At 74.4% G+C, this 15,738-nt stretch carries 14 protein-coding genes; 6 read left to right on the forward strand and 8 right to left on the reverse strand.

The window, feature by feature from the left end; genetic code table 11:
- Positions 1-281: 281 nt before the first annotated feature.
- The 4 genes from EAO77_RS21535 to EAO77_RS21555 form a co-directional block, all read right to left on the reverse strand.
- Positions 282-488, reverse strand: a complete 207-nt coding sequence (locus tag EAO77_RS21535) for a hypothetical protein (protein ID WP_261994087.1) — start codon at positions 486-488, stop codon at positions 282-284.
- Between the two features lie 62 nt (positions 489-550).
- Entirely contained in the window at positions 551-1,120 is a 570-nt protein-coding gene (locus EAO77_RS21540) for an RNA polymerase sigma factor (RefSeq protein WP_187283350.1), read from the reverse strand.
- Positions 1,121-1,802: 682 nt separating this feature from the next.
- Positions 1,803-3,167 (reverse strand): DUF2252 domain-containing protein, encoded by a 1,365-nt coding sequence (locus tag EAO77_RS21550; RefSeq protein ID WP_147989934.1) that lies wholly within the window; start codon positions 3,165-3,167, stop codon positions 1,803-1,805.
- 2 nt (positions 3,168-3,169) lie between these two features.
- Positions 3,170-4,207 (reverse strand): NAD(P)-dependent alcohol dehydrogenase, encoded by a 1,038-nt coding sequence (locus tag EAO77_RS21555; RefSeq protein WP_147989935.1) that lies wholly within the window; start codon positions 4,205-4,207, stop codon positions 3,170-3,172.
- Between the two features lie 256 nt (positions 4,208-4,463).
- Between EAO77_RS21555 and EAO77_RS21560 the strand changes: the two genes are divergently transcribed.
- Complete coding sequence (locus EAO77_RS21560; protein ID WP_147989936.1) at positions 4,464-5,729, forward strand: arginine deiminase; 1,266 nt, start codon at positions 4,464-4,466, stop codon at positions 5,727-5,729.
- Here EAO77_RS21560 and EAO77_RS21565 read toward each other — a convergent pair.
- A complete protein-coding gene (locus tag EAO77_RS21565; RefSeq protein ID WP_261994088.1) occupies positions 5,704-6,408 on the reverse strand; it encodes a pyridoxamine 5'-phosphate oxidase family protein in 705 nt (234 codons plus the stop codon). The genes EAO77_RS21560 and EAO77_RS21565 overlap by 26 nt on opposite strands.
- Positions 6,409-6,700: 292 nt before the next feature.
- Here EAO77_RS21565 and EAO77_RS21570 point away from each other — a divergent pair, with 292 nt between their 5' ends.
- Positions 6,701-7,057: a PRC-barrel domain-containing protein gene (locus EAO77_RS21570; RefSeq protein ID WP_147989937.1), complete on the forward strand. Its 357-nt coding sequence runs from the start codon at positions 6,701-6,703 to the stop codon at positions 7,055-7,057.
- Between the two features lie 49 nt (positions 7,058-7,106).
- Here EAO77_RS21570 and EAO77_RS21575 read toward each other — a convergent pair whose 3' ends face one another.
- A complete protein-coding gene (locus EAO77_RS21575) occupies positions 7,107-8,066 on the reverse strand; it encodes a LysR substrate-binding domain-containing protein (protein ID WP_261994089.1) in 960 nt (319 codons plus the stop codon).
- Positions 8,067-8,149: 83 nt separating this feature from the next.
- Between EAO77_RS21575 and EAO77_RS21580 the strand changes: the two genes are divergently transcribed.
- The 4 genes from EAO77_RS21580 (at position 8,150) to EAO77_RS21595 (ending at position 13,493) form a co-directional block, all read left to right on the forward strand.
- Complete coding sequence (locus EAO77_RS21580; protein WP_261994090.1) at positions 8,150-9,097, forward strand: EamA family transporter; 948 nt, start codon at positions 8,150-8,152, stop codon at positions 9,095-9,097.
- A 117-nt stretch (positions 9,098-9,214) separates the two neighbouring features.
- Positions 9,215-11,653, forward strand: coding sequence for a glycoside hydrolase family 3 C-terminal domain-containing protein (locus EAO77_RS21585; RefSeq protein ID WP_147989938.1), 2,439 nt, complete (start codon positions 9,215-9,217; stop codon positions 11,651-11,653).
- Positions 11,650-12,417 carry a pectate lyase gene (locus EAO77_RS21590; RefSeq protein ID WP_147989962.1) on the forward strand — a complete coding sequence of 256 codons (768 nt, stop codon included), beginning with the start codon at positions 11,650-11,652 and terminating at the stop codon, positions 12,415-12,417. The genes EAO77_RS21585 and EAO77_RS21590 overlap by 4 nt, the downstream gene beginning before the upstream one ends.
- Positions 12,418-12,506: 89 nt before the next feature.
- Positions 12,507-13,493, forward strand: coding sequence for a pseudouridine synthase (locus tag EAO77_RS21595; RefSeq protein ID WP_147989939.1), 987 nt, complete (start codon positions 12,507-12,509; stop codon positions 13,491-13,493).
- On the opposite strand, the gene EAO77_RS21600 is transcribed toward EAO77_RS21595, so the two are convergent.
- Together EAO77_RS21600 and EAO77_RS21605 are read right to left on the reverse strand one after the other, a co-directional pair.
- Complete coding sequence (locus EAO77_RS21600) at positions 13,466-14,392, reverse strand: MBL fold metallo-hydrolase (RefSeq protein ID WP_187283351.1); 927 nt, start codon at positions 14,390-14,392, stop codon at positions 13,466-13,468. The genes EAO77_RS21595 and EAO77_RS21600 overlap by 28 nt on opposite strands.
- Entirely contained in the window at positions 14,389-15,474 is a 1,086-nt protein-coding gene (locus EAO77_RS21605) for an S-(hydroxymethyl)mycothiol dehydrogenase (RefSeq protein WP_147989940.1), read from the reverse strand. The genes EAO77_RS21600 and EAO77_RS21605 overlap by 4 nt, the downstream gene beginning before the upstream one ends.
- Positions 15,475-15,738 lie beyond the last annotated feature (264 nt).

Genomic DNA, 15,738 nt, shown 5'->3' on the forward strand with positions numbered 1-15,738 from the left:
GTCCTCGTGGGGCCCGCGGCGCACCCGGGGCCCTCGCGGGCCCGCCGGCCGGCTCGGGGCCCGGCTCGGGGTCCGGCGAAGCAGCGCCGTCCGCCCGGAGGGCGTGCCCGCGGCGTCCGGTGGGCGTGTCCGCGAGGCGGAGGGCCGTCCGCGTACGGGGGCGTACCGGGACGACACCACGGCTCGGGGGCATCCCCCGACGGCAGCTGGGGCACGCCCGACCCGCCCTCGGGGCGGGGTTGCCCCGCCCCTCCGCGGGCGGCCCCGCGGAGGGGCGGGGCTCAGCCGCGCAGCGGGGCCGCCGCCAGCCAGCCGATCACGCTGTTCACCACCCTGAAGTCCAGCCCGGCGATGTCGGCGACGGCCTGCCGGTCCGACTCGGTGAGCCGGATGCCGGCCGCCTCCAGCGCGCAGTGGAGCAGCACCCGGTGCGCGTCGGCCGGCGGCAGCTGCCGCCCCGGTTCGACCGCGAGGCCGGGCACGGTCACGGGAAGCACCGGCGTACGCGCCGGGGGCTCCTGCGGCGACGGGCGCGAGCGCCCACGCCACCTCATGAGGGCCGGTCCGGCCGTGGCGCCGAGCCCGGCGACATGTCCGGCCCGAGAACGGTGCCGAGGCGGCTGAGGGCACGGCGGCGCAGCGCCTTCACCGCGCCGGGCGTGCGCCCGCCCAGGGCCTCGCCGATGCGGTCGTTGGGCCAGCCCGCCCAGTACTGGAGCACGATCGTCCTGCGGTGCTGGGCGGGCAGCGCCGCCACCGCGTCGCGCACCGGCTCCCGCAGCAGCACGGCGAGCGCGCTGTCCTCGGCGGAGGCTGCCGTGGTGGTGCTGAACACCCGGCAGTCGGCGACCAGCACCTCCCGGCGCACCCGCGACGACCGGTAGTGGTCGATGACCAGGTTGCGGGCGATGGCGCAGAACCACGCGCCGATGTCCGCGCCGGTGGGGGAGTAGCGGCCGATGGCGCCCAGCGCGCGCAGAAACGTATCGCTTGTGAGGTCCTCGGCGAGGTGCGCGTCGTGCACGCGGGCACGGACGAATCCCAGGACCTCCTGGCGGTAGGCGCCGTACAGGAGCGCGAACGCCTGCTCGTCGCCCTCGCGGGCGTGCTGGACCGTCATATCGGGCGCTGACCGGGGGGTTCTTCGGATAACCTGTTGATTCAAGGCCTTCCCCATTTCTGGTTGCGGGGTGGTCGATCAGGGGTCGCCGGGTCGCATCCGGCGGCCCCCTTCGCTGTGTCCGGCGGGGGCCGGACATCTGACCTGTGCTGTCGCGAACGCATCGCGCCCGAGGAGTGAACCCCGGGCGTCGCGGCGGCTGTTGGACGTGTCCGTGGATGCTCCGGAGCCGCCGCCGGCGTCGTGCTGCGGAACAAAATGTCTGAATCTTGTGGACTATGCCCCGGGAAACATTGATTCGTTATCCGATGGATACTTTGCGGGTCTGTACAGGCGGTCGGTGCGCCCCGCGCGCGTCTCGCCCGTTGGAGAGGCATGCACCCGACACCGCCCCCGCAGGGGCCGCCCGGACCGCCCCGCCCCTCACCGCGACCGGAACCCCCCGATCCCGCGCATCCGCCGCAGCGGCAGGGGGAGTCGCAGCCACCGGTGACGCTGTGCGGCGCACCGATCCACGACGCGCTGGTGCGCTCGTGGCGCGAGGACGGCCGCAGCGTGCCCGGCCGGAGCGGCGGCCCTTCCGCGCGGCACCCGGCCGGGGCGGAGGCACCCCGCCGGAACGCCCGCGGGGTCCGGCGTCCCGTCTACGAGATCAGGCCGTACGGCGTGGCCCTGGCCAGCTTCAGCGACGGGTGAGCAGGTCCGGCACCGGTGGCCCCGCCCCGCCGGGATCCGCGGCGGCCGGAAGTCTGCCCGCCGCCAGGGCGGCGCGGAGAGCGGCATGGTCGGCCGCCGTGCGGTCCGCGTACCGCAGCGCGAAGTCGCAGACCGCCCGGTCGAAGACGTCCCCGCCGCCCAGATAGGCCGCCAGCGCGATCCGGTCCCCGCCCCGGGCGTGCGCCCGCCCCAGCGCCGCGCCGCAGAGCGCCGCGTGGCGCCGCAGCGCCGCGGGGGACATGCCGGGCACGTCCGCCGGCCCCCGGACGTCGCGCAGCCGGGACCACGAGAAGTGCCGTCCCAGCGGGCCGGTGACCCACCCCGTGAGGAGGTCGTCCTGCGCCTGGAGCAGCCGTCTGCCCGCCACCACCCGCCGGCCCGCGTGCGGGTGCGTCCCCGGCCCCAGATGGGCCTCCAGCATCGCTGCCCGGGCCTCCTTGAACTGCAGGAACAGGGTGTCGTCGGCGTCCCTGCCCTCCAGCAGCAGGACGAAGCACCGGACGCCGACGCCGGCGACTCCCGTCGCCGTGCGCGCCGCGCCGACCGCGTGGAAGCGGTCGAGGAGGCGCCGCCGCTCCCCGCCGAGCGTGGAACGGTGGTCGGCGAAGACCTTGAGCAGCACCGAGCGGTCCGCGTCCCCGGCCGGCACCAGCAGCGGCGGCACCGGGACGAAGCTCCGCCGCCCGTCCACCACCCCTGTCAGGCGGCCCAGCGCGGGGAGCTCCGTGCCCCGCCCGGCGGCGTCCGCGCGGGCGGGCGGCACCGGCGGCATGCCGCCGGTGTCCACCTGCGTGCACCAGGCCGCGAGTTCGCCGAGTCCGGCCAGCCGGCGCACCGTGCGCCGGTACGCGAGGACCGAGGCCCGCACGCCCCGCCGGGCGGCCTCGTGGCCGTGTCCGTTGTCCAGGGCGGCGACCGCGACACTCGCCGCCAGCCGCTTGACGTCCCACTCGAACGGGCCGCGCAGGGTGTCGTCGAAGTCCTCGACGTCGAACACCGGCGGCCGCTCCGGCGTCGTGTGCAGCCCGAAGTTCTGCAGATGGGCGTCGCCGCACAGCTGCACCATGAGACCGCTGTGCGGCAGCGCGGCGAGGTCCGCGGCCGTCACGGCCGCCGCACCCCGCAGGAAGGCCGCGGGCGACGCCGCCATCCGCGCGTAGCGCAGCGGCAGCAGCTCCTGCACCCGCCCCGCGTCGTGGCGGGTGAGGACCCCGACCGGGTCGGGGCGGTCCGCCGACGGGATCCAGGCGCCGTGCGCGGAACGGGACAGCCGCTTGCGCGCGGCCCTGCCCGCCCGCGCCCGCTCCTCGGCGCTCCGGTGCGGCGTCATGCCTACGGCACGATCACCGCCCGGCCGCGCACCGTGCCCGCGGCCAGCCGTTCGTACGCCCTGGGGGCGTCGTCGAGGCCGTACGTCTCGACCTCCACGGACACCTGACCGCGCCGGGCCAGCTCGAACACCTCGATCAGCTCGCTGCGCGAGCCCCAGTACGGCGCGCGCACGTCCACGTCGTAGGCGATCGTGCCGAAGCCCACCGGCAGCATCCCACCGCCGATGCCCACGATGGACACGTCGCCCTCGACGGCGGCGGCCGCCCCGGCGGTGGTCACCGTCTCCGGCCGGCCGACGAAGTCGAAGACCGCCTCGGCGCCGAGCCCGTCCGTGAGCTCGCGGATGCCGGCGACGGCCTCGCCGTCGCTGAGCAGGGCGTGGTGGGCGCCGACCTGCCGCGCGAGCTCCAGCTTCTCCTCGTTGACGTCGAGCGCGACGACCACCGCCGCGGACAGGACGCGCAGCAGCTGGATCGCGACATGGCCGAGGCCGCCGGTGCCGATCACCACGGCGGTGGTCCCCGCACCGAGTTTCGGCAGGGACTTCTTGACGGCGTGGTAGGGCGTCAGCCCCGCGTCCGTCAGCGAGACGTTCTTCACCGGGTCCAGGCCGTGCAGGGGGACGAGATGCCGGGCGTCGTCGATCAGCATGTACTCGGCCATCGCCCCCGGAGCGCCCAGCCCCGGCGGCAGGATGCCCTCGGCTGCTGCCCGGGTGCAGTAGTTCTCCTTGCCCGCCGAGCAGTTGAGGCACCGGCCGCACCCCCATGGCCCGTAGACGGCGACGTCGTCGCCGACCGAGACATGGGTGACGCCCGCCCCGGTCCCGGCGACGATCCCCGCGCCCTCGTGCCCCAGGGTCAGGGGCAACTCCCCGAAGGCCCACTGCTCCTCGGGGACGTTCATGACGAACTCGTCGGAGTGGCAAACGCCGGCCGCGGTGACCTTCAGCAGGACCTGCCCCGGCCCCGCCGTGGGCTTCGGGACGTCCACCACCTCGGGACGGCTGCCGATCGTCCGGTACTGGAGTGCTTTCATGCGCGGCTCCCATGCTCGAGCGTGCGTGCCCGGACGGGGACGCGTATCCGCGGGACCGGATACGGCGGCGCCCGCCCGGTGTCGAACCCCTGTTCATGCTGGCAGGCCCCCGCCCACCGTGCATGTCCGGGACGGAGGGGCCGCCCGACGGCGCGCTGATCGGGCATCCGGGACATCGGGTGGCAGAATCCGCAGAGATGTGCAGGGCGGGCTGCGCGGTCCTGTCCGGCCCTCGTAGGGAAGGAAGGTCCTCGCGATGGCGAGTGCAACGAACACGGCCGCCGGGCGGGTGCACGGGGTGCATTCGGAGGTCGGCAGACTGCACAAGGTGCTCGTCTGCGCCCCCGGGCTCGCGCACCGGCGTCTCACCCCGACCAACGCGGACGATCTGCTGTTCGACGACGTCATGTGGGTGGACAACGCGCAGCGCGACCACGCCGACTTCGTGAACAAGCTCGTCGCGCGCGGGGTGGAGGTCGTCGAACTGCACGATCTGCTGGCGGCGACGATGGCGCTGCCCGGGGCGAAGGACTGGCTGCTCGACCGGAAGATCGTGCCCGACGAGGTCGGCCTCGGACTGGTCGACCCCACCCGGGCGTTCCTGGAGACCCTGGAACCGCGCCGGCTGGCGGAGTTCCTCATCGGCGGGCTCGCCACCTCCGACCTCCCCGACGACTTCCGGCCCGGCTACGTCGCCCTGGCCCGTGAGTCCACCGGCGTCCGCGAGTACCTGATGCCGCCGCTGCCCAACACCCTCTACACCCGCGACACCACCTGCTGGCTCTACGGCGGCGTCACCCTCAACCCCCTCTACTGGCCCGCCCGCCACGACGAGACCCTGCTGATGAAGGCCGTCTACCGCTTCCACCCCGACTTCAAGGACTCCACCGTGTGGTGGGGCGACCCCGAACGGAACTGGGGGCAGGCCACCTTCGAGGGCGGCGACATCATGCCCGTCGGCGGCGGTGTGGTCCTCATGGGGATGAGCGAACGCACCTCCCGCCAGGCCATCACCCAGGTCGCGGCCGCCCTGTTCGAACAGGGCGCCGCCGAGCACGTCGTCGTCGCCGGGATGCCCAAGCTGCGGTCGGCGATGCATCTCGACACCGTGTTCACGTTCGCGGACCGCGACATCGTCACCCTGTACCCGCGCATCATGGACGGCGTCCACACCTTCTCGCTCCGGCCCGGCGGCGGCCGCGTCCCGGTCGACATCACCGACGAGGGCTCCCGTCCCTTCACCGACGTGGTCGCCGGCGCGCTGGGACTGCCCGGCCTGCGGGTCATCGAGACCGGCGGCGACGTCTACGCCTCCGAACGGCAGCAGTGGGACAGCGGGAACAACGCCGTGGCGCTGGAGCCCGGTGTGGTGTTCACCTACGACCGCAACACCCAGACCAACACCCTGCTGCGCAAGGCCGGCGTCGAGGTCGTCACCATCGTCGGCGCCGAACTGGGCCGCGGCAGGGGAGGCGGGCACTGCATGACCTGTCCCCTCATCCGGGACCCTGTCGGCTTCTGACCGCGGCGGGCACGGGGACGCCCGGCAGGCACCGGTCGTGGGTCTCCTCGTCGTGGAGCCCGGGCGCGCCCGCGGGCGCCGCGGCGGGACGCGGGGCGACGAAGTACTCGGCGTCCTTGGGGCGTTCGTCGGGCGAGAGCCGCGGACGCGGGGCGGGTTCGAGGTGCGGGATGTGCTTCGAGCAGTGCACGTACGCCTCCTCGACCGTGATGTGCACCCACAGCTCGGGCCGCCGGCCGGGCGCGGTGTCGGTGCGCAGCTGCGGGTGGGCGCGCCGCTGCTCCTCGTCGGTGCGCAGCCGGGCGGTGCCGTTGACGTGCAGTCCGATGTGGTGGTGGGTGAAGTCCATGAAGAGCATGCCGAGGTGGGGGTTCTCGGCGATGTTGCCGGCGCTCGCCATCACGCCGTTGCCCCGGTACTCGGGGTAGGTCAGGGTGTGCCGGTCCAGGTCGACCACGAATCCGGGCGGGCCCGCCCGGAAGGTGGAGTCGCATTCGCCCCGGGCGTCCGCGGTCGAGAGGAAGACCATGGACTGCTGCTGTATGAAACGGCGCATCCGCGGTGTGAGCTGGGGCTGCACCTGTCGCCCGTAGAAGGCGTCGGCCCGTTCCGTGTTGCCGAGATGGTTCTGCAGCATGCGCTCGCCGGCGGATCCGAAAGGGCTGCTGTGGGGGGTCACGTGCGGTCGTCCTCTTCCTGTGGGCACCGGCGGAGCCCGGCCGGAAGGGGATCACCCGGCGGCCGGGCCGATGGGTCCATCGTGCCCCCGGCGGGACTTTCGATGGGGGCGAAGCCGTCGCACAGTTGTGAAGATCCATCGGAGCACCGCGCCCCGCGCCCGGGTGCCACAGCGGGCGGCACCCAGCCCTCACCGGGCACGATGGTAGGGGAATGTCCGTTGTGCGGTCGTTTCCACCGTGGCCGGACGCACGCTCACGTCGCCCGGCGCGTCGACGGCGAGGAGAGGCACAGTGATCCAGAGCGCTGACATCCGAGAGTGGCGCAACCAGGACGTGCTCGACGACGAGGACAAGAAGATCGGCACGCTCGAGGCCGTCTACGTGAACACCCGGAGCGACGAGCCGGCGGTCGTCACGGTGGCGATGGGCCTGCCGACCCGGCGCCGCCTGGTGTTCGTCCCGCTCGCCGGAGCGGTCGTCGGCCCGGGGTACCTCCGCGTCGCCTACGGGAAGTCCGTGGTGAAGGATGCCCCGAGCATGGGGACGGACGACGTGCTGCCCGCGGAGAACGAGAGGGAGATCTTCGTCCACTACGGCCTGCCGTACGAGCCCGGCGCGGGCGGCGAGCGCCAGCTCGCCCGCCGCTGACCGGCCGGCCGGTCCCGCCCGGGGCGTGCGCCAAGCACGGCCCGGGAGGTCAGCGGGCGTGCTCCCCGGCCCGGCCGTCCAGCACCGCCGACGCGACGGCGGCCAGCGGCGGCCACGACCACCGTCCGGCCCGCGCCAGCAGGAAGGTGCGGCGGGTGCCCGCCAGCGGATCCAGCGGCCGGAAGGCGACGTCCGGCCGGTGGCGCTCGATCCCGGACTCGGCGAGCAGCGCCACCCCCAGACCCGCCCCCGTCAGACTGTTGACCAGGCGCAGGCTGTCCACCCGGTGCGCGATGCGCGGGGTGAAACCGGCGACGGCGCACACCCGGTGCACCAGCTCGTCGTCGTCGGTGCCGCGCGAATTGGTGATCCAGCCCGACTCCGCGAACGCGTGCAGCTCGGGAACGGTCACCGGCCGGTCCGCGTCCGGATGGCCCGCGGGCACCGCCAGGAACAGCGGCTGCTCCTCGAAGGCGCGGGCGCTCAGCTCCGGCGGCACCGCCCTGGGCACCAGGCTGTAGTCGTAGACGACCCCCAGATCGACGCCTCCCGAGCGGAGCAGCTCGGCGGTGCTCTCCGGCTCGTGCTCGTGCACCTCCACCACCACCCGCGGGTGCTCCTCCCGCAGCCGGGCGAGGGCCGGCAGCACGACCGGCTCGACGGCCGTGAAGAAGCTCGCCAGCCGCACCCGGCCCGCCGGGTCGGTCCGGCCGCGCAGCTCCGACTGCGCCTCCTCCACCGCGGCGAGGATCCCCACGGCGTGCTCCACCAGGCGCTCGCCGGCCGGTGTGAGCCGCACCCTGCGCCCGTCCGGCGTGAGCAGCTGCACGCCGACCTCCTCCTCCAGCACGGCGAGGTGCTTGGAGACCGCCGACGTCCCGTAGCCCGTCCCCGCCGCGACGGCCGCCATCGTGCCGAGCCGGCGCAGCTCGACCAGCAGTCGCAGACGGCCGAGGTCGGGCAGCCGTTGCGTGAGATCGGGGAGCCGGTGCATGTCGTCCGCGTCCATGGGGCCATCGTCCACCATCAGTGGCTGATCCATCCACTTTCGGCCCGTGGACAGAAACGGACGCCGGACGATCCAATACCCCGGTGACCACCTCGCCTGCCGCCCCCGACGCCACACCCGCCGCGCCTGCCGCCCTGTCCGCCGCCGACGCCGCGGGCCCCTCCGCCCTGCCGGGCGGCCGCCGGCAGGTGCCCGGCGCGGTACTGGTGCTCGTCGCCATGTGCCTGCTGCACACCGGCAGCGCGCTCGCCACGGAGCTCTTCACCACCCTCGGCCCGGCGGGCACCACCTGGCTGCGCCTGACCTTCGCCGCGCTCCTGCTCGTCGCCTTCACGGGGCCGTCCCTGTGGCGGACCCTGCGCGCGACCGGCCGGCGCGACCTGGTCGCCACGGTGCTGCTCGGCGCCGTCAGCGCGGGCATGATGCTGCTCTTCTCCGAGGCCGCCGCCCGGCTGCCCCTGGGCACGGCCACCGCGCTGGAGTTCCTCGGCCCGCTCACCGTCGCGGTCGTCGCCTCGCGCCGCCCCAGGGAACTGGCGTGGCTGGCGCTCGCCGCCGCGGGCGTCGTGCTGCTGACGTCGCCCTGGACGGGCGCGACGAGCCTGCCCGGCGTGATGTTCGGCCTCGGCTCGGCGGCCTGCTGGGCGCTGTACGTCATCGGCACGGCCCATGTCGGCAGCAGGCTGCCCGCGCCGCACGCCCTGGCCGTGTCACTGGCGGTGGCCGCCGTGGTCGCCGCACCGTTCGGGGCGCCGGCCGCCGTGGGCGGCCTGACGTGGGGGACGGCGTTCGCCGCGCTCGGCATCGCCGTACTCATGCCCCTGCTGCCCTTCCTGCTGGAGATGCAGGCGCTCCAGCGCATCGGCAAGACCACCTACGGGACGCTGGCCGGGCTCGAACCCGCCGTCAGCCTGGTCGCCGCCATGATCCTCATCGCGCAGACCCCGCTGCCGCTCCAGATCGCCGGCACCCTCCTGGTCGTCGCCGCCGGCATCGGTGCCACCCGCGCGGAGGCCCGCGCGCGCCGCTGACGCCTCCGCCCCCGGGGTGGACCGCCCGCCCCGGGGGCGACCCCGCTCGTTGACAGCCACCCCCCTGGACGGAATGCTGGGAGAGCGCTCTCCGAGCGCTCTGGGGAGGGGTGTGGGATGACCGGGGAAGAGATCGAACGGCTGGTCGGCAAGCTGGGACTGGCGGAGAAGGTGCGCCTGCTCACCGGCGCCACGACCTGGCGCACCGCCGCCGAGCCCGCCATCGGGCTGCGCGAGATGGTGATGTCCGACGGCCCGGCCGGGGTGCGCGGCGAGTCGTGGGACGAGCGGAGCACGTCTCTGCTGCTGCCGTCCGCCTCCGCGCTCGCCGCGCTCTGGGACGACGCGCTGGTCGAGCGGATCGGCGGACTCCTCGCCGGCGAGGCCCGCCGCAAGGGCGTGCACGTCGTCCTCGCGCCCACGCTCAACCTGCACCGCACACCGCTCGGCGGACGTCACTTCGAGTGCTTCTCGGAGGACCCCGAGCTGACCGGCCGCACCGGGGCGGCCCTGATCCGCGGCATCCAGGCCGGCGGCGTGGCCGCCACCGCCAAGCACTACGTCGCCAACGACTCCGAGACGGACCGCCTCACGGTCGACGTCCGCATGTCCGAACGCGCGCTGCGCGAGCTCTACCTCGCCCCCTTCGAAGCCGCCGTGGATGCCGGCGTCCGCCTGGTGATGGCCGGCTACAACGCCGTCGACGGCGCCACCATGACCGCCAGCGCGCTGCTAACCCGGCCGCTGAAGGACGAGTGGGGATTCGAGGGCGTCGTGGTGTCCGACTGGGGCGCCGTACGAGACGCCGGGCGGTCCGGCGCATCGGGTCTCGACCTCGCCATGCCGGGCCCCGAGAGCCCCTGGGCCACCGGGCTCGCGCGGGCGGTCGAGGCGGGCGAGGTGCCCGTGGAGGCCGTCGACGACAAGGTCCGCAGGCTGCTCGCCCTCGCCATGGCGACCGGCGCACTCGGCGATCGGGCGCCCGGACCGCGGCCCCGGCCGGTCACCGTCGTGCCGGCCGCCGTGCGGACCCTGCTGCGGCGAACCGTCGCCGCCGGATCCGTGCTGCTCCGCAACGACGGTGTGCTCCCCCTCGACGCCACGCGGCTGCGCACCGTCGCCGTCATCGGCGCGCACGCGGCCCGACCGCGTGCCCAGGGCGGCGGCAGCGCCGGGGTGTTCCCGTCCGCCGTCGTCACCCCGCTGGACGGCATTCGCGCCCGGCTGCGCGGCCGGGCGCGGGTGCTGCACGTACCCGGCCCGTCCGCGGGTGCCCCGCCGGAACCGCTGGACACGGCGCTGTGCCGGGATCCGCGCTCGGGCGTCCCCGGCGTACTGCTGCGCGTGCTGGACGCCTCCGGGGCGGAGCTGTACGCCGAGCACCGGCTCACCGGACGCCAGCTGGAGCCGGATCTGGTACCCGGCGCGCGGACGGTGGAGATCAGCGCCCTCCTGCGGCCCACGACGACCGGCGAGTGGACCTTCGGCGTCGCCGGTTTCGGCAGGATGAGCCTTGCGGTCGACGGCGTTGCGCTCGTCGACGGCGACTTCCCCCGCACCACCGACGACCCGGCCGTCGTGCACGTCGACCCGCCGGCGGTGACGGGCCGGCTCCGTCTGAAGGACAGGCGGGCCGTCCATGTGGTCGCCCGGCGCGAGCTCGTGCCCGGCTGCGGCCGGGCGACCGTCGTCACCGCCGCGCCCCCGGAGCCGGACGCCGAGCGCGCCGTCGCCGACGCCCGGCGGGCCGCGGACGCGGCCGACGTGGCGATCGTGGTCGTCGGCACCACCGAGCACAGCGAGTCCGAGGGACGCGACCGCGAGGGACTGGCGCTCGACGGGGCCCAGGACGACCTGGTCCGCGCGGTCGCCGGGGCCAACCCCCGGACGGTGGTCGTCGTCAACAGCGGGGGCCCCGTCGCGATGCCGTGGCGCGACGAGGCGGGAGCCGTGCTGCTGACCTGGTTCCCGGGGCAGGAGGGCGGATCCGGCCTCGCCGACGTGCTGTTCGGGATCGCCGAGCCGGGCGGCAGGCTGCCCACCACCTGGGCCGCCGAGCTCGCCGACGCGCCCGTCACCCGCACCCTGCCGGCCGGCGGCCGGCTGGAGTACGACGAGGGCCTGCACATCGGCTACCGGGCCTGGCTGCGCGAGGGCCGCGAGCCCGCGTACTGGTTCGGCCACGGACTCGGCTACACCAGCTGGGAGTACGACGCGGTGGACGTCCCCGCAGGGCCGGGGCACGGCGAACCGTTCACCGTGCGCGTCCGCCTGCGCAACACGGGCACCCGCCCCGGGCGGGAGGTGGTGCAGGTGTACCTGTCGGCCCCCGAGTCCGGCGTGGAGCGCCCCGCGCGCTGGCTCGCCGGCCACGCCGCGGTCCACGCGGAACCGGGCGCCACGGCCGTCGCCGAGGTCCGCGTCCCCGCGCGCGCCCTGCGCCACTGGTCACCCGCCGACCACGCCTGGCGGACCGAACCGGGCCGCTACCTGCTGCACGTCGGCCGCTCCGTCGGCGACGAGCGCCTCACGGCGGTACTCGTCGTTCCGCACTGAGCGCAGGAGGGGCGGGGCCGGCGAGTTTTGGCGGAGGGCCACGCGGGCCGCCCACCACCCCGCCGGGTGACCGGCCCGCGTGGCCCTCCGCCAACGGCCAGCAGGCCGTGACCGCCACCATCTCCGTCTCCGGCACCCTGGACGGCGGGATGAAGCGCTACTACGGCAGCGGCGCCCTGGGCGACGACGGCCAGAGCGAGGACCTGCCCGCCCTGTTCGAGCTGGCCGACGGCGCCACCCTGCAGAACGTGATCCTCGGCTCGCCCGCCGCGGACGGCGTCCACTGCAAGGGCGCCTGCACGCTCAAGAACGTCTGGTGGGAGGACGTGGGCGAGGACGCGGCCACCTTCCGCGGCAGCTCCGCCTCGCTGGTGCGCACCGTCGACGGCGGCGGCGCGAAGCTCGCCTCCGACAAGGTGTTCCAGCACAACGGCGCCGGCACCCTGGTGGTCAAGAACTTCCAGGCCGACGACATCGGCAAGCTGGTCCGCTCCTGCGGCAACTGCTCCACGCAGTACGCACGCCACATCCAGGTGCAGAACGTGTGGCTGACGGCACCGGCCGACTCGCTCGTCGGCATCAACACCAACTACGGCGACACCGCGCGCCTGAGCGCTGTCACGGTGTACGACGACCCCGGCCGGGACATCGAGATCTGCACGAAGTACAAGGGCACCACCAGCGGTGAGCCCAGCAAGATCGGCAGTGGGCCCGACAGCACCAACTGCCTCTACCGCGAGTCGGACATCACCTACGTCGACTGATCCGGCGCCCGCACACCAGGCCGCGCCCTCCGCCCGCTGTGGGGCGGAGGGCGCGGTCCTCGCCGTCCCGGGGACGTAGAGTCCCGTCGGTGAGGCGACGACACACCACCCCCGCGCCCCTCCCCCAGCGGGACGGCATCGACCCGGCGCGGGTGCGGCTGCCCGAGGACCCCGCGGGTGCCTGGCCGACCGTCCGCGACCATCTGGTGGCGCGCTACGGCGGTGCGATCGGGACGGACCGGGTGGACGCGATGCTCGCGCAGGGGCGCTTCGTCGACCGGGACGGGCCGGTCGGCGGCGCGGAGCCGTACACGGCGGGACGGACGCTGTGGTTCCACCGCGACTTCCCGCCGGAGGAGCCCGTTCCGTTCGACATCGGCATCGTCTTCCGCGACGAGCGTCTCGTCGTCGCGGACAAGCCGCACTTCCTCGCGACGATGCCCCGGGGCAGCCATGTCACCGACACCGCGCTGGCGCGGCTGCGCAGGGACCTCGGGCTGCCGCTCCTCCAGCCGGCGCACCGGCTGGACCGGCTCACGGCCGGCCTGGTGCTGTTCGTGGTGCGGCCCGGTGACCGGGGGGCCTACCAGACGATGTTCCGCGACCGTGCGGTGCGCAAGGAGTACGAGGCGCTGGCCGTGCACGATCCGGACGTGGCGCTGCCGCGCACCGTGCGCAGCCGGATCGTCAAGGAGCGGGGCGTGCTCGCCGCCTACGAGGAGCCGGGCGAGCCCAACAGCGAGAGCCGTGTGGAGCTGACCGAGGTGCGGGAGGGGATCGGCCGGTACCGGCTGCTGCCGCGTACCGGCCGGACCCATCAGCTGCGGGTGCACATGAACGCGCTGGGACTGCCGATCCTGGGCGACCCGCTGTACCCGGTGGTGCGGGACGAGGGGCCGGAGGACTTCGGGTGTCCGCTGCGACTGCTCGCGCGGACGCTCGAGTTCACCGACCCCGTCACCGGGGAGGAGCGCCGCTTCACCAGCCGGCGCGAACTGGACCCCCTCCGCCACGGCGCGCCGGGCGGGCGTGCCGGACACGGTCCCGGTCAGTGGCCGCGGTCGAGCCACTCCTGAAGGTGCGGCGCCTCGTCGCCGACGGTGGTGGAGTCCCCGTGGCCGGTGCGCACGACGGTCTCGGGCGGCAGGGTGAGCAGCCGGTCGCGGATCGAGTCGACGATCGTCGGGAAGTGCGAGAAGGACCGTCCGGTCGCGCCGGGTCCGCCCTGGAAGAGGGTGTCGCCGGTGAAGACGGTGCCGAGCTCCGGGGCGTGCAGGCAGACGGCTCCGGGTGCGTGGCCGGGGGTGTGCAGCACGGTCAGTCCGGTGCCGGCGACGGTGATCGTCTGCCCGTCGGCGAGTTCGCCGTCGGGAGCCCGGTCGGGGTGGGTCTGCTGCCACAGGGGCAGGTCCTCGGGATGGAGCAGGACGGGTGCGCCGGTCGCGGCGGCGAGGGCCGGGGCGGCGTCGATGTGGTCGTTGTGCGCATGGGTGCAGACGATGGCGCGCAGGGTGCGGCCGCCGAGGGCGGCGAGGATCGCGTCGGCGTCGTGGGCGGCGTCGACGACGATCGCCTCGGTGTCGTCGCCGACGATCCAGACGTTGTTGTCGACGTCCCAGGTGCCGCCGTCGAGGGAGAAGGTGCCGGAGGTGACCAGGTGGTCGACGCGGACGGTCACAGGACCACCACCGAACGCAGCACGTCGCCCTCGTGCATCCGCGCGAACGCCTTCTCGACGCGCGGCGGCGAGGGCCGGGGCGGCGTCGATGTGGTCGTTGTGCGCATGGGTGCAGACGATGGCGCGCAGGGTGCGGCCGCCGAGGGCGGCGAGGATCGCGTCGGCGTCGTGGGCGGCGTCGACGACGATCGCCTCGGTGTCGTCGCCGACGATCCAGACGTTGTTGTCGACGTCCCAGGTGCCGCCGTCGAGGGAGAAGGTGCCGGAGGTGACCAGGTGGTCGACGCGGACGGTCACAGGACCACCACCGAACGCAGCACGTCGCCCTCGTGCATCCGCGCGAACGCCTTCTCGACGTCGCCGAGGCCGATGGTCTCGGTGACGAAGGCGCCGAGGTCGATGCGGCCCTGCTGGTGGAGGTCGATCAGCATGGGGAAGTCACGGGAGGGCAGGCAGTCGCCGTACCAGGAGGACTTGAGGGAGCCGCCGCGCCCGAAGACGTCGAGCAGCGGGAGTTCGAGCTTCATGTCGGGCGTGGGGACGCCGACCAGGACGACGGTGCCGGCGAGGTCGCGGGCGTAGAAGGCCTGGGCGTAGGTCTCGGGGCGGCCGACGGCCTCGATGACGACGTCGGCGCCGAAGCCGTCGGTGAGCTCGCGCACGGCCTCGACGGCGTCGGTGGAGCGGGAGTTGACGGTGTGGGTGGCGCCCATCGCGCGGGCGGTCTCCAGCTTGCGGTCGTCGATGTCGACGGCGATGATCTTCGCGGCCCCCGCGAGGCGGGCGCCCACGACGGCCGCGTCGCCGACTCCGCCGCAGCCGATGACGGCGACGGTGTCGCCCCGGCCGACCTGGCCGGTGTTGACGGCGGCCCCGATGCCGGCCATGACGCCGCAGCCGAGCAGTCCGGCGACGGCCGGGGAGACGGCCGGGTCGACCTTGGTGCACTGGCCGGCGGCGACGAGGGTCTTCTCGGCGAACGCCCCGATGCCGAGGGCGGGCGACAGCTCCGTGCCGTCGGCGAGGGTCATCCTCTGCTCGGCGTTGTGGGTGTCGAAGCAGTACCAGGGGCGCCCGCGGCGACAGGCACGGCAGCGGCCGCAGACGGCGCGCCAGTTGAGGATCACGAAGTCGCCGGGGGCGACCTCGGTGACGCCCTCGCCGACGGACTCCACGACTCCGGCGGCCTCGTGCCCGAGGAGGAAGGGGAACTCGTCGTTGATCCCGCCCTGCTTGTAGTGCAGATCGGTGTGGCAGACACCGCACGCCTGGACGGCCACCACCGCCTCCCCCGGCCCGGGGTCGGGGATGGTGATGGTCTCCACCCGTACCGGCTCGTTCCTCCCGGGTGCGATCACACCGTTCACCTGCTGCGGCATCGCAGAACCTGCCCTTCTCACACGTGATGTGGCTCCACACTATGGCCTGTTCAGCGCTCGTGCCGCGCTGTCCCGGCAGGCCGGAGCCCCGCGGGTCGCAAGGGTCCGCGGGGCTCCGGCCTGCCGGGACAGCGCGGCACGAGCGCTGAACAGGCCATAGTGTGGAGCCACATCACGTGTGAGAAGGGCAGGTTCTGCGATGCCGCAGCAGGTGAACGGTGTGATCGCACCCGGGAGGAACGAGCCGGTACGGGTGGAGACCAT

This window comes from Streptomyces sp. T39 (genome assembly GCF_008042045.1).
Lineage (GTDB): Bacteria > Actinomycetota > Actinomycetes > Streptomycetales > Streptomycetaceae > Streptomyces.